The organism is Ferrimonas sp. SCSIO 43195 (genome assembly GCF_023716685.1).
GTDB classification, from domain to species: domain Bacteria; phylum Pseudomonadota; class Gammaproteobacteria; order Enterobacterales; family Shewanellaceae; genus Ferrimonas; species Ferrimonas kyonanensis.
Genome location: NZ_CP072679.1, coordinates 1,725,300 through 1,738,425 on the forward strand (window position 1 = coordinate 1,725,300; position 13,126 = coordinate 1,738,425).

The 13,126-nt window shown below is 54.3% G+C and carries 12 protein-coding genes; 4 read left to right on the plus strand and 8 right to left on the minus strand.

Features of this window, described 5'->3' with window-relative positions:
- Positions 1 to 65: 65 nt before the first annotated feature.
- Complete coding sequence (locus J8Z22_RS08230; RefSeq protein ID WP_252010013.1) at positions 66 to 3,350, minus strand: ExeM/NucH family extracellular endonuclease; 3,285 nt, start codon at positions 3,348 to 3,350, stop codon at positions 66 to 68.
- 34 nt (positions 3,351 to 3,384) lie between these two features.
- A complete protein-coding gene (locus J8Z22_RS08235) occupies positions 3,385 to 4,437 on the minus strand; it encodes a hypothetical protein (RefSeq protein ID WP_028114812.1) in 1,053 nt (350 codons plus the stop codon).
- Positions 4,438 to 5,069: 632 nt separating this feature from the next.
- Here J8Z22_RS08235 and J8Z22_RS08240 point away from each other — a divergent pair.
- Both J8Z22_RS08240 and rbsK read left to right on the plus strand, forming a co-directional pair.
- Positions 5,070 to 5,216, plus strand: coding sequence for a YoaH family protein (locus J8Z22_RS08240; protein WP_252010015.1), 147 nt, complete (start codon positions 5,070 to 5,072; stop codon positions 5,214 to 5,216).
- A gap of 199 nt (positions 5,217 to 5,415) precedes the next feature.
- Complete coding sequence (rbsK, locus tag J8Z22_RS08245; RefSeq protein WP_252010017.1) at positions 5,416 to 6,345, plus strand: ribokinase; 930 nt, start codon at positions 5,416 to 5,418, stop codon at positions 6,343 to 6,345.
- Here rbsK and J8Z22_RS08250 read toward each other — a convergent pair.
- The 6 genes from J8Z22_RS08250 to J8Z22_RS08275 form a co-directional block, all read right to left on the minus strand.
- The gene (locus J8Z22_RS08250) at positions 6,337 to 6,510 is read right to left on the minus strand and encodes a DUF2986 domain-containing protein (RefSeq protein WP_084144577.1); all 174 of its coding nucleotides are present in this window, start codon (positions 6,508 to 6,510) and stop codon (positions 6,337 to 6,339) included. The genes rbsK and J8Z22_RS08250 overlap by 9 nt on opposite strands.
- A 99-nt stretch (positions 6,511 to 6,609) precedes the next feature.
- Positions 6,610 to 7,740 (minus strand): ABC transporter permease, encoded by a 1,131-nt coding sequence (locus J8Z22_RS08255; RefSeq protein ID WP_252010019.1) that lies wholly within the window; start codon positions 7,738 to 7,740, stop codon positions 6,610 to 6,612.
- The gene (locus tag J8Z22_RS08260; RefSeq protein ID WP_252010020.1) at positions 7,737 to 8,471 is read right to left on the minus strand and encodes an ATP-binding cassette domain-containing protein; all 735 of its coding nucleotides are present in this window, start codon (positions 8,469 to 8,471) and stop codon (positions 7,737 to 7,739) included. Before J8Z22_RS08260 ends, J8Z22_RS08255 begins: the two co-directional genes overlap by 4 nt.
- Positions 8,468 to 9,949: an alpha/beta hydrolase gene (locus tag J8Z22_RS08265; protein WP_252010022.1), complete on the minus strand. Its 1,482-nt coding sequence runs from the start codon at positions 9,947 to 9,949 to the stop codon at positions 8,468 to 8,470. The genes J8Z22_RS08260 and J8Z22_RS08265 overlap by 4 nt, the downstream gene beginning before the upstream one ends.
- Before the next feature lie 226 nt (positions 9,950 to 10,175).
- The gene (locus J8Z22_RS08270; protein WP_028114808.1) at positions 10,176 to 10,709 is read right to left on the minus strand and encodes a response regulator transcription factor; all 534 of its coding nucleotides are present in this window, start codon (positions 10,707 to 10,709) and stop codon (positions 10,176 to 10,178) included.
- Positions 10,690 to 11,958, minus strand: coding sequence for a sensor histidine kinase KdpD (locus J8Z22_RS08275; protein WP_252010024.1), 1,269 nt, complete (start codon positions 11,956 to 11,958; stop codon positions 10,690 to 10,692). The genes J8Z22_RS08270 and J8Z22_RS08275 overlap by 20 nt, the downstream gene beginning before the upstream one ends.
- Before the next feature lie 177 nt (positions 11,959 to 12,135).
- Between J8Z22_RS08275 and J8Z22_RS08280 the strand changes: the two genes are divergently transcribed.
- The gene (locus J8Z22_RS08280; protein ID WP_252010026.1) at positions 12,136 to 12,603 is read left to right on the plus strand and encodes a DM13 domain-containing protein; all 468 of its coding nucleotides are present in this window, start codon (positions 12,136 to 12,138) and stop codon (positions 12,601 to 12,603) included.
- Positions 12,604 to 12,764: 161 nt separating this feature from the next.
- The gene (locus J8Z22_RS08285; RefSeq protein ID WP_252010028.1) at positions 12,765 to 12,992 is read left to right on the plus strand and encodes a hypothetical protein; all 228 of its coding nucleotides are present in this window, start codon (positions 12,765 to 12,767) and stop codon (positions 12,990 to 12,992) included.
- Positions 12,993 to 13,126: the final 134 nt, after the last annotated feature.

Consider the following 13,126-nt stretch of genomic DNA (forward strand, 5'->3'; position numbering starts at 1 on the left):
TCTCTTTAAAATCCAGGACTCGAAGCGCGCTGCCTTAAGGCAGGCGCTTCATTGTCGAGATGAACTTATTTGCGAATGCGACGACGCAGTGCCGCCAGGCCGAACAGGGACAGCATGCTGATAAAGCCGGTGCTGCCGCCGCTGCCATCACTCTTTTCTTCAACGATGTCCGCAACCAGAGAGTCGCGACCGGTGACATTCACCTCGAAGGACTGGCTGGAACCTTCGACGACTTTGCCATCGCGCTTCAGGGTCAGGGTGGCGTGATAATAAGCCGATGGGGCACCAAACACCTGGAAGTTGACCAGGCTCTGATTGTCTTCAGTCAGTACCACGCTGGGCAGCGTCATATGATTGAGATCCAGACGGGCTTCGTCATTGGTTGGGCTCAGTGAAATGGTGGCAACGTCGCCTTTCTGGGCACCGGCCGCGGCAGGAACCTGGTAAGGAACGCGAATCACTTTTTTCAGCTTAGGCAGGCGTACCGCATGGCCAGGATCGGCTTCACCGTGCTTGTAGCTCAGGGTGAGCAGCGCTGGATCATGGTCAGAAGAACGGAAGACGTCGTCCTGGTAGAACCTATGGGTTCCAGTACCTTCAACTTTCTTGTACTTGTTGCTGTAGCTGTACATGTCGCTTTCTGGGGCATTGATGTGCCAGTCAGCAGCGTCGATGACGCGATCTTCAAGAGAAGGGGTGATCAGGATGTGATCCAAAGAGCCCACTACATCGCTGTAGGAGTAACTCCAAGGCATTTCACCTTTCGCCTTAAGGATTTTGCCGACGATATCGACGTAGCCATAGGTTTTGGTGATGTTTGCTGGAGCGCCGGCTTCATTGAACTGAGGCTTGTAGCCAATGAAGGTATGGCTGGCGGAAACCAGTTTCTTGTTGCGCGGGTTCTCGGTCAGAACCAGCAGCGCATCTTCTTTACCATAGGCGTTCAGGTCACCAAGGATGATTTTATCGCCTGGGATACCTTCCATCTCTTCACCCAGGTGAACGGCGCCGGAGACACGGAACTCAGCACAGGAACCTTGAAGATCCGGGTTAGGCGCTGAGTACTTGTCCCAGACGGTTTCGTCGCCAAAATCAACGCCTTGCCAATCTTCCCAGCAGGTGGAGCCTTTGGACTTGAGGTGGTTCACGGCCAGAGTCAGGCGCTTACCGGTTTGGTTGATGACAAAGGTGACCACCAGTGCATTACGGTGGTAGTTCTCGCCGTCTTCCAGAATTTCACCTGCCTTGTTATACATGTCCAGACCCTGGGCATTGACAATGGCGGGGGCTTTCTGGCGCGGCATGTCAATCACGCGGGTGCGCTCGATGCTCATCTTAGCAGGACGGTACATGATGCCAGTGGCAATGGAGTCCTTACCGATGGCGTCCAGGTTATCCAGTCTCTGGTTGCCATTGTGGTCGAAGCCTACGAAGACGTAGCGGTTCTCGGTGGAGGTGTCGCTAATGGTGGAGCCCTGGGCTCTCTCATCGACGTACTTCACGTTAACCTGGTTGACCATTTCGGCAATCGCACTGTCGGTACCAAAGCCGTTGTTTTCCATTTCCATTAACGCCAGTACATCGGCATCCAGGGCCTGAACGGCTTTGACCAGTTTTTCTCTCTGTTTCAGGTACTCGGCTTCAGACTCGGCACCACGGCTTTGGCCGTAGAGGTTGGCATCACCGCCGAAAGGAGAGTTGAAGAAGTTCAGCAGGTTCTGTCCGGCCACGCGGATAGAGAAGTGATCTTTCTCTACAGCTTCGCTGATCTTTGGCTCGTATACCTCGTCGTATTTCTCGCTCTTATCCCGGTAGTCCTCGCGATCCATATTGTGGATAAAGTTGATGGGGTTTTCTTTATCGGTGGTCGGCTGAAGCTCATTAAGGACAGTTAGGCTGTAGTCGTATACCGGCTTATTAGTGGCGGTATCGTGCTCAGTTTCGTATTGACTGATCACCCCTTCAACGTTAAATACACTATCATCGATGCGGATGTAGTTAGCCTTAGCATCGCGGTTGAACTCGGGGTAGTAACTGAGTACCTGGCCGTCGTTGTACGCTGGGTTTTTAACGTCTTCCAGCACCAGTCGGTAATCGAGGTTTTGCTTGGCTGCAGCCTTGGACTCAGGGCTGCCAGCTTCGAACAGGTGGTTGGGCTGTACATTGATGCGTTTGTAGGCCAACACAATGTTGTTGCGTTTGTGATCGCCTTTGTGGTGGTTGAAGCTGTAGTTGCGGGTGACCCGCATGTCCTGCTTACCTTCCTCGAGCGGATTCAGGTCATCAGGCAGTTTAACCAGCATGCCTTCGTAACGCTCAAGGGTGTTGTCGAACGAACCATCATCGGATTCCATGACTTCTACGACGGTTGGCGTGGTTGAAGTGATGCTGCTGTTAGTCACATTCCACTTAAAGTCACCAGCCGCAGTCAAATGAGTTTGACCTTCGCTTTCCTTCACTTCACTGCCGATACAGATGGTTTGACCAACCTCAAGACTCCCAGCGGCGCTGGTGCTAACGAAGATGCCGTCAGATGTCTCAGGGTTACCGTCGGACTCCAGATCGCGAAGATAGAAGCCTTGATTGGGCAGAGAGACTTTAGCAGTAATGATGCCTTCTACGGCAACGTCTTGGCCCACCAAAGGAGAGGTATGCCCCGTGCCCTGAATAGTGCTGATGGCGGTCAGTTCACTCTTGTTAGCAGGACACGTGAAAATATCCATGATGTCTTCAGCGTCAGCGGCAGGCAGGTTAGGTTCACCGAGAGTATCGGTTTTCAATGGCATGATGCTTTGCCATTGGGTTTCATCGAAAGTCGCTGACTGTTTCGGGGTGGTACCGTCAGCAGCCAGTTTACGACGCAGAGTCGTATTGGTTGCCCACTTAACTTTGTTTTCTACAGCTCCAATACGATCGACAATTTTACCATCGACCTCAATGTAGAAACCGTCATCACCGTTGATATTCAGGTTATTGTGCTTTCCCGAAACGTATGGAGACACAACAATGTCTGCGTCTTTGGCAAAGGACTCTCTAAACTCTTTGGTAGTGCGGTTGTCTACAATCACCAAGGAGGCGTTGGGAGCAAGAGTTCGGCCTGCCAGCAATGGATTTCCATCGGCATCCAACATTTCGTTGTTGTAGTTATTGTTATAACTATTGGCGGAGTGCTGGACAATTTTGATGCCAGTTAAACTCAGGGGATCGGTACCGGTATTGGTGATCTCAAGCGTTCCAACTTTGGCATCAGTGGCCTGGGTCATTTCGGTGATCAGCAGATCTTCAACGCCGGCGTGGGCGCCAACGCTGATTACGCTGGCAACGGCCAGCGAGAGGATACTTTTATTCATAGCAAACTCTGTATGTAGTTAATTCAGACTCGGATTAGAAGTACATGCGCGCGTAGGCGTAGCCGGCTTCAGGGGCTTCGCCGAAGCGACCTTCCAGGGACAGAACGATGTCTTTGGCTGGACGGTAGTTGAAGCCCACACTGCCCCAGCGGCGGTCTTTTCCGTACTCTGCTGGCTGCTCGGTGTAGTCGTAATTCGGGCCGATCAGATCCCAGCCTTCATACTCTTCGTGGTTTGCTGAAGCGATGATCTCCCATTTTTCACTGAGATCGTATTTGGAGGTTAGGGTCAGACCGTAGTTGCGGAAGGTTTCATAACCCAGGTAAACATCGCCGGCTTTGCGGGTGGCCAGATCTTCATCTTCGAGGAAGCCGTTGAAGCCCAACGCCAGCTTAGGCATTACCTGCAGGCGTACGCCCAGGCCCACTTGCTGCTGCTCACCGTATTTGGAGACGCCGTCGGAGCCGCCGCGGGTTTCCAGGCCAACGACTACCGACAGGAAGTCGGACATCCAGCCAATGTAACCATTGACGATGTCACCCTGCAGGGCACCGCTCTTGTGCTCACCGTCGTAGGAGTAGGAGGCGCCCAGGATCAGGTGGTCGAAATCGGCCTGGTACTTAACGGTGTTTTCCTGATCGCCGGCTTCACCGGTTTCGACGGATTTGTTGAAGGTGAAGTCACCAAAGTGATCGTAATCGTCAAAGGCGGTATCGGTCAGACCCAGCTCAATCCACTGGTGGTCGGTAAAGGCGTAGCCGATGTACATTTTGTCGATGGCCAGTTCGAATTCACCATCGCCACCGAGCCAGTTACGGCGCTGGTAGTCCAGCTCCAGACGATAGCGGTATTTGCCACGCTGGCCTTCCATGCCCATGGTGGCGAAGCTGTCGTCGACGTAGCCTTTGGTATCGTAAAATTCATCGTGGTTGTAATCGGGGTTGGTATCGATATGACCGCCAACACCGACTTCACCATAGAGGCGAGCGTAATCCCCGGCATCATTAAGTTCAAAGGTTACAGCGCTGGCCGAACCCGCACTAAATAACGTGGCAAGGGCGATTGCAACGGTTGTTTTTTTTAACATTGCGTGTATTTCCGTTTAATAACATTCAACCAATAATGCGGCGGTTGAATTTGCATTTAAGATTGGATTTTCAGTAATACTTAATTCGCCAAGTGCTTATGAAGGGGGAGTGGCAAACGCCAGCGAAATCGCTTTCATCTTTGGAATGTTATTCATCAGTTAGACCCGTTTTTTATTGTAAATTGCCGTTCAACTTTAACTTATTACTGTTTGATATTTGTTACTATTTTGCACGATTGGTGATCGCGATCACATCGGTCAAATAACTATTCAACACAAGGTTCAAATACTGTGTATTTATGCACAAATAGTTGTTGATTCAGGAAAATAAATAACTTCATTTTGTAATTTTTTGGCGCATTGGTATTTAACTCTCGTTCAAACGGCATTCACATTTCCTGATCGTTTAAAAAGTAAGCGGCCGGTATGATGTTTGTGCGAATTGAGTTTGATAATCGCGCATTGAGTGCAATCGAATGATCAGAATTAAGTGCTTTATGAAGTTGCCACAGCATGATTTCGTAATCAGAAAATAACGGATGTCACAAATTACCCCGTGTTTCGGGTCTGTTCGGCTTACTGTCATTGGTTTCGGATTGAGGTAAAATGCCGGTCCACATGTTGAGGAGTGAATGATGTCAGAACTGTTGGGCTTGACCCACGAACAGCAGCAGCAAGCGGTAGAGCGAATTCAGGAGTTGACCTCGGAAGGGATGGCCATGGCTGAAGCCATTCAGATTGTGGTTAAAGAGCTGCAGCAGAGTAAAGGTCAGTCTTAACCGCGGATAGACGTTGATTGGTTGATGTACCGATGCGCGTGAGCGGACTGTGATACCGGTAACGCCGTCAGCCAGGGTCTCTATCTCAATCTGTCCTATCTATTTTACACTTCAGTTTAATTCAGTGGCCGAGTCCCTGTTTGGTGTTGGCTGATCAACAGTCGGCACCTGAAGTACCGTAACTAAGTTGGAGCAACCGATGGCAACACTCACCGTTCTTGGCAGCATTAATGTCGATTATGTTATGCAGGTGGCGGCCTTTCCCCGCCCCGGTCAGACCATTGAAGCGAAGCGTTATCAGATAGTCGGTGGCGGCAAGGGCGCAAACCAGGCGGTAGCGGCCGCCAAGCTGGGTGGAAAGGTGGCGATGATTGGCTGCGTTGGTGACGATGCCATCGGTGCTCAGTTGACCCAGGAGTTTGCGGCCACCGGGCTGGACGTGTCGGCGATTACAGCCGTTGCTGGTGAGGCAACCGGTTTGGCGATGATCTACGTGGACGACAAGGGAGAAAACAGCATTGGCATCTGGCCAGGTGCCAACGGTTGCCTGAGTCCACAGCTGGCCTCGGCTCACCGTGAGTTCATTGAGCAATCACAACTGCTGCTGATGCAGCTGGAAACCCCCATTGAAACCCTGATTGAAGCGGCAGCCATTGCCAAGGCCGCCAATACACAGGTGGTTCTCAATCCGGCGCCGGCAAAAGCGCTGCCTGACGCCCTGCTGGCTCACGTGGATATCATCACCCCCAATGAAACCGAAGCCGAACAACTGACCGGCATTGCCGTGGACACTCTGGACGATGCGGATCGAGCCGCTCAGGCGCTGCACCAGAGATTCGGCATTGATATGGTCCTGATTACCATGGGTAAGCGCGGTGTTTGGCTGAGTCAGGCCGGGCAGGGGCAATTGTTGGCCGGGTTTGAGGTCAAGGCGGTGGACACCACGGCGGCCGGTGATACCTTCAATGGTGGTTTTGTGACTGCTTTGCTGGAGGGGCAGTCGGTCATCGATGCGGTGGCCTTTGGTCAGGCCGCTGCGGCGATGTCGGTAACCCGGGTTGGGGCGCAAAGCTCCATTCCCAGCCGGGACGAAGCCCTGGCGCTGGTTAATACTCGCGCGTCACTCTGATGGGCTTGAGTCGGCGCCTGCCTCGGAATCTGGTTGGGCGTCGACCTGCTGCTGCTCCCTTTCCCCCTTAGGAATGTACTTGGGCTTTTTGTTGGTGCTGGTCTTGGCTGCGGCCCGCTTGGCCTTCTTTTTTAAAATTGAGTTTATCTTTTTCTTGCGGTTCATCGGGACGTCCTCGGCAAAATTGGGCGGCTAAGTGTATCCACTGGGTCGCTCAACGCAAGAAAAACTCGGCAACTTCGAGTGTCTGTCGGTCGCAAACGCTCACAGTGCAAACACCACTTTCTCACTCTTCAACGCTCTGACATTGGCCCAAAACAGCAGCGCCGATAGCGTCAGCGTGCTCAGCGTTGCCCAGGCGACCTGAGACAAAGGCAGAGGTTCGCCTTTGAGCATTTCGGTAAAGGCCAATTGCTGCCCCGAGATTGGTAACCACCGCAGGACATCGGTAAATAGATCAAACACCGGCGCCATGATCATGGCGGTGGGCAACATCAAAATGATGGTCAGATAGGTTTGTGCTTCTTTAAAGGATTTGGCAAAAAAAGACACATACAATTGCAGTGTCGCGGCAAATACGCCGATGGGCAGACACACCAAGACAATGATCAGCGCCGCGATAGGATCGAAATTGAGGCTGAATCCCAGCTCCTGCCAGGGAACGTGAGAAAACGCCAACACCGATACCACTAGGGTCAGCAGCAGACCGCCAATGGAAAACAGGGCGACGGCGCCGGCTTTGGCGGCGACGATCTCGGCAGTGGCGATGGGCTGGCATAAAAGCAGCGCCAATGAGTTGCGCTCCCGCTCACCGGCGCTGGTGTCGATGGCCACATTCATGCCGGAGAAAAACAGCGATAGCATAATCGCCAGTAACAAGCCGCCAAGAATAATGCCGGATTTGGACTGGTTGGTGGAGCGGTCTTTCAAGTTGAGCTGCAGTGGCTGTATCACCTTGGGGTTGATGCCTCGGGCCACGAGTCGAATGGCGGCCATCTCCGCGGAATAGGCTTCGATGACTCGGCGTATTTGGCCCAGCGGCTGCTGCAGATCCTTGTCTGAGCTGTCTGCCGTTAGCCACAACTGTGCCGGAAGGCCGTCTGTCATCTGTTTCGGGTAGGCCGAAGGAATGGTCAGAGTGATGTCGATGGCATCGTCGCCGTCAACGATGCCGGCGCTGGCCAGGAAACGGACAAGATCAGGGCCATGGCTGGCGCCCTCTATGTGGATGACCACTTGGGCTTTCTCAGACACATCATGAATTACCGACATGAAAATGGCGGCAAAAATCAATGGCGTGCTCAAGGAATAGGACATGGCAGCCAGGATGGAGCGGCGATCGCGAATGGCGTCCCTCAACTCTTTAACCAGTAATATCCAGATTCTGCGCATCATGCCGCAATGCCCTCGTCGGTGCCAATCAGTTGAATGAAGGCCTCCTCCAGGCTGGCTTGTCCGGTAAGCCGGCAGAGCTCATCAGGGCTTCCCTGAACAATCAGTCGGCCCCTGGCCATGACGATGACCTGGTCACACAGCGCCGCCACCTCTTGCATCACATGGCTGGAAAACAGCACGCAGTGCCCCTGCTGCTTCAGATCGTTCAGTGTTCGTCTAAGGATGCGGGTGCTCATAACATCCAGGCCGCGGGAGGGCTCATCCAGCACAATGTTGTCCGGTTGATGGACGATGGCCTGGGCCAGGGCGGTTTTCATCCGCTGGCCTTGAGAAAAGCCTTTGCAGGGGCGATCGGCGATGTCCTGCATCTGCATTTGAGAGATCACCGCATCCACGGCGGTGTGAGCCTGTTTGGAGCCCAGGCCATTGAGGGTGGCAAAGTAATGGATGTATTCTCGTGGCGTCAGTCGTTCATACAGGCCGAATGGATCGGGAAACAGCCCCAGGGCGCGCTTGGCCGCCATCGCCTGTTGTTGCACATCCAGGCCGTTTACCAGGGCCTGACCCTCGTCGGCCCGGAGCAAGCCGAATAGGGTCCGCAGCGCGGTGGTTTTGCCGGCGCCGTTAGGGCCAAGCAGCCCGGTTATCTGGCCATTTTCGGCCTTGAAACTCAGGCCGTCCAGCGCCTGAACCTGACCAATTTTTTTCTTTAACCCTTTGACTTCAATCATTTGTTGGCCTCGCGAGGGGACTCGACGGAGTTGGCATTAAGGTAGAAGGCACGGTGTGTATCCAGAGACAGACACTCGCTGTCCAGGTGGTGAGGTGAACCGGTTTCAATCAGTTGCTGAATCAGCCTGGGGGCACAGGTCTGAAACGCGACTCCGTGGGTGGCATGGGGGGCAATCAGGTGGCTGCTGTTTCTGAGCCCGGCCTGGGCCCGGGTGCCCCAGGAGGGCGGGGTGGCCGGATCCTTGTCGCCGGACAGCAGCAGAGTGGGAATATCACTGTCTATCGCCTGGCTGAATTCGGCTTCGGGTTCGGCGGTCCCCCAGACGGGGCAGGCGTGTTGAAACAGTGACACCATGCTGGCGGCAAATGCCGAGCTGTGGCTGAGCTGTTGTTTCTCCTGGGGGCTCATTCGAGGCCAGTCCTCCTGACAAATCACCGACAGGTGCATGCCCATGGCAATGCCAAAGTTCGGCTCCGTCTGTTGCATTCCGAGCAGCGGTTGGAAGTTATTCCGGGCAGCGGCGTGGATCACCAGAGGGATCAGGCTACGGCTGCTGGGGGCGTAGAGCGCCATTCGCAGTGCATTGAGGAATTTGTTGCGGGTAACCACAAAGGTGGCCGGTTGTGCGGACAGAGGATCGGTCACCGGTAGCGTGACCGGCTTGGTCTCCAGCCGCTGTTGCACCTTGATAAGGTCGGCATTCAGGTCGGGAAAGTTGCGGTGGCAATCGGGTGAGTTTTGGCACTCTTGCAGCACCTGATCCAGCGCCCGGTTAACCGCATAGCCGATGGTGAGCACCGATTGCTGCATCGGCACCACCCCATCCAGGGTGACGGTTTCCAGGGCATCTGGGTAGTGGCGCATGTACAGTTGGGCCATGCGGGTGCCGTAAGAGATGCCATACAGGTGCCAACGGGTAATTCCCAGCGCCTGTCGTACGCGCTCGAAATCCTCAAGGGCATGGCGGCTGTGGTACTGGCTCACATCGGCCTGCTGCTGCGACAGGCATTGGCGAATCAGCGCAGTCATATCCAGGTTACTGTCATCCAGTGCCAGTGGTGCCACCGAGGTGTCTTCATCACACAGTAGCGGGTTTGAGCGCCCGGTACCGCGCTGATCGATCAGGATCAGATCGCGATTTTGACGAATTCGGGCAAAGACACGCTCAAACTGGTGGGCATCGTCCAGGGCGGACTGTCCGGGACCGCCGGTAATCACCAACAGTGGAGCGGTGCCAGGAATCGATTTGATCGCCGCAATGCGGGCAAAGTGGAGCTGAATCTGGGTGGCCGCCGGGGCATGATAATCTTCCGGTACGCTTAATACACCGCACTCGACCTGCTCGGACAGGCCCTCCAGGTAGCAAGGACTCAGGGTAGAGGCCCTGGCGTACAGTGGCCACAATGAGCTCATTATCAGCAACAGGCCAAGTAAGATTTCCGTACTGGTGAGTGGGGCCCGAAGGGTGGCGCTCATGGTGCAGTCCTTTTGCATGCAGCTGTAAAGGGCCGCAGAGAGAGTCTATCCATCGCCAAGCTACTGGCGCCTGGGTAGGGAGTCAACCGGCTGCGGCAAATTGTCACAGTTTTCGGGAAAGCGCTTGGCGAATGGGACCGTTAGTCAGACACTGGGACCGGTGATGGCACAGTCAGGTTGTGCCTCATCCTCCTGCAACAAGGATATTCTCTGTGTTAGCCGGCCATCATCGATGCGCCGGCTTTTTTTGCAGCTTGCGTTGCAGTGTTCTTCGGTGCATTCCCAACGCTCGCGCGGTGGCGGAGACGTTACCGTCGTGGGCGCTGAGCGTCTGTTGTATGTGCTCCCATTCCAGTCGTTCTGGCGACATTGGGGCAAATTCGTCCGTTTCGGCGTTGTCCAAATGAGAGTCTGGCTCGTCGGTGAGTGCCTTAAGCAGGGTATGGGTATCGGCGGGTTTGGCCAGGTAATGATCCGCCCCCAGCTTAATGGCCTCAACCGCCGTGGCAATGCTGGCAAACCCGGTTAACAATACGATGCGGCCTTGAGGCAAGCTTTGTCTCAGCGGTGTGAGCAGTTCCAGGCCATTCTCTGATGCCAATTTCATATCCAGTAAAAGATGAGAGGGTTGCCATTGTCGGGCCTGTAACAGCGCCTCGGTTGCACAGTGGGCCACTCGAGTCTCGAATCCTTGCTTTTTCATTCGCCGCGACAACGCGTTGGCAAAGGCCTCGTCATCTTCAACAATCAGTAGTTTCATCGGCGCAGGGTTCCAGTTTCAGAGTGATGTCGGCGATGGCTCCGCCGTCCGGGTGGTTACTCAGCGCCAGGCGTCCGCCCAGGCGTTCAAAGCTGGCGCTGGAGAGCACTAGTGCCATGCCCATGCCCGACTCGCTGCTTTGCAGTGCGTCGCCAAGGCGATCCAGACGCTGCTCTTCGACGCCGGGGCCATGATCGCGAAGGCTCAGTCGCAGTTGCCCTGGCTCGGTCTGCGCACGCAACTCCAAAATCTGGTTGCCGGTCTTGGCGTTGGCCTGGGCGCTGTTTTGAATCAGGTTAAGCAGGGCGGGGAGCAACATGGCATCGGTTTGAATCTGTCCTTCCAGCTTGGTGGCCTGCAGCTGCAGTGTTTGCTCAGGGAAGTGCAGCAGCACGGCATCCTGCAACTGCTCAACCAATTCGTCGCAGGGGAGAATCTGGTGTTTGCCTTCTCGAATGGCGCTGGCGAGAGTGCGGAAATAGCTTAGGTGGCTGGCGGCTTGCTGAAGAGGGTGGGCCATCTCCTGCACTGCTTCCTCTTCCGGGTAGCTGTCTTTGAGTTCGTCGTACAGCAGTTGCAGGGTGCTCAGTGGCGTTGCCAGTTGATGGGTGACCTGAGCCGATGCGATCCCGAGCGCCAACAGTTGCTCTTGTCGCAGTTGCTCCTCTCGTTGCTGCGCCATCATGCGTTCGCGATCGGCGATCATCCTGGCCATGGCGCCGACAACCAGGGCAATGACCAATGCCGAGATAAAGAAGTTGGCGCCCATAAACACAAAGTGCTGTTTCATGTCCATCATGTGCATGGCGTGTTCCGGCATGGTCAGCAGCAGATAGCTGTATGCGGCCACGGCCAACAAGGTCACCAATCCCAGTAAACGGATGCCAAGGCTGACGCCGGCAAACACAATGGGTAGCAGCAACAGGGAGACGAAAGCGTTGGTTGCGCCGCCGCTGGCATTTAAAATCAGGGTCAGAAAGGCAAGGTCACTCAGTATCTGCCCTAACATGGCGGCGGTGCTGACCATGGTCTTGTGGCGATAGCGAATCAGGCTGACGATATGAAATACAATCATCAGGCTGATGATTGGGATCAGTTCGATGTAGCCAGTGGCCTGCTCGGTAAGCAGCCCGGCAATGGGCAGCAACAGGGCCAGAGCGGCTAGCGCAAAAGTACGAAACACCAGCAATCGCTGAATGGCAGAGGCGCGTTTGAGGTCCCACCAGTGAGGGTGCTGACTGCCTGGCATGATATGGTCCTGATATTAGGGCGATCTGTTCTTAGGCTGAAAGCTAACATGAAGGCCGACGCTCGCCAATGATCCGTCGACATAAGCGGATGACAAAATTATCTTTTTGTGGAAATCGCAGCCCTGGTGATCGGGTCTGATACTAGAAGCGGGGAATGATTTGAAGAGGGTGACGCAATGAGATGGTTAGGATGGTTGGTGAGTCATTGGGTGGTACTGGTGGTCGGGATTGCCATTGGTATCTACTGGTTGCCCATATTGACTAAACCGGTACCCGCAGACCTGGAGCAAGTGCATCAGGTTGCCGCCAAGGCCCAATTCAATGGCCGCTTTGATCGCAATCGCATCGACAGTGACCTGCTGCATTGGGGGGAGGGCTCGGTGTTTATCGCGGCGGATGCCATCGCGCTGCGCGGTGAATTGGCGCCAGGTCCGAATTATCAGCTGTACTTGTCTCCCCGTTTTGTAGAAACCGAAGCGGAGTTTTTGCGCCTGAAGGCTTCTATGGTCCACGTGGCTCCGGTTCCCGGTTTTGGTCATTTCACTGTGGCGGTACCTTCGACAATTGATGTGTCACAGTTCAGTACGGTTATTGTCTGGTGCGAAGCCTTTAATGAGTTCATCACCTCGGCCCGCTATCAGTGAGCTTGGGGCAGCAAGGAAAGTTAACTGAGGATTTTAGTCGGGAATTTTGTTATTCTGGTGACCGAGGACATTAAGATATCCGTTTATTTTCATATTGTTGCGACAATGTTGATTAAATGAGCGGTGCAAGCGGTGGGGTTCTGCTGAGCAAGGGAGGAGAGATGAGTTTCAGCAATCTGTTTGGTGCACATCCCTTAATGGGGTTTGCGGTGGTGATGTTTATCGTGACCTTTTTCGTTTCCAGAAAGAAGGTTCGCTCACCGTTGGCTTGTGCCATTGTTGGATTTTTCTCTGCCTTTATTCCGCCGTTTGCCATCGTGTTGCTGGTCTATTTTGCCCTGAAAACCGAATTGCCCGAGTATCGGGCCGACCAGCAAAGAGTGAGCTGATCCTTCAACCGAAACTGCACTCCTGTACGTATTAACTCCATCTACAACGACTATGCTGAAAGTAGAGGGCCGCTGGCGAGCGTCACGTCGGCGAGCTCTGGAGATTGAACGTTAGGTGGGCCGCTGGCCCGTAA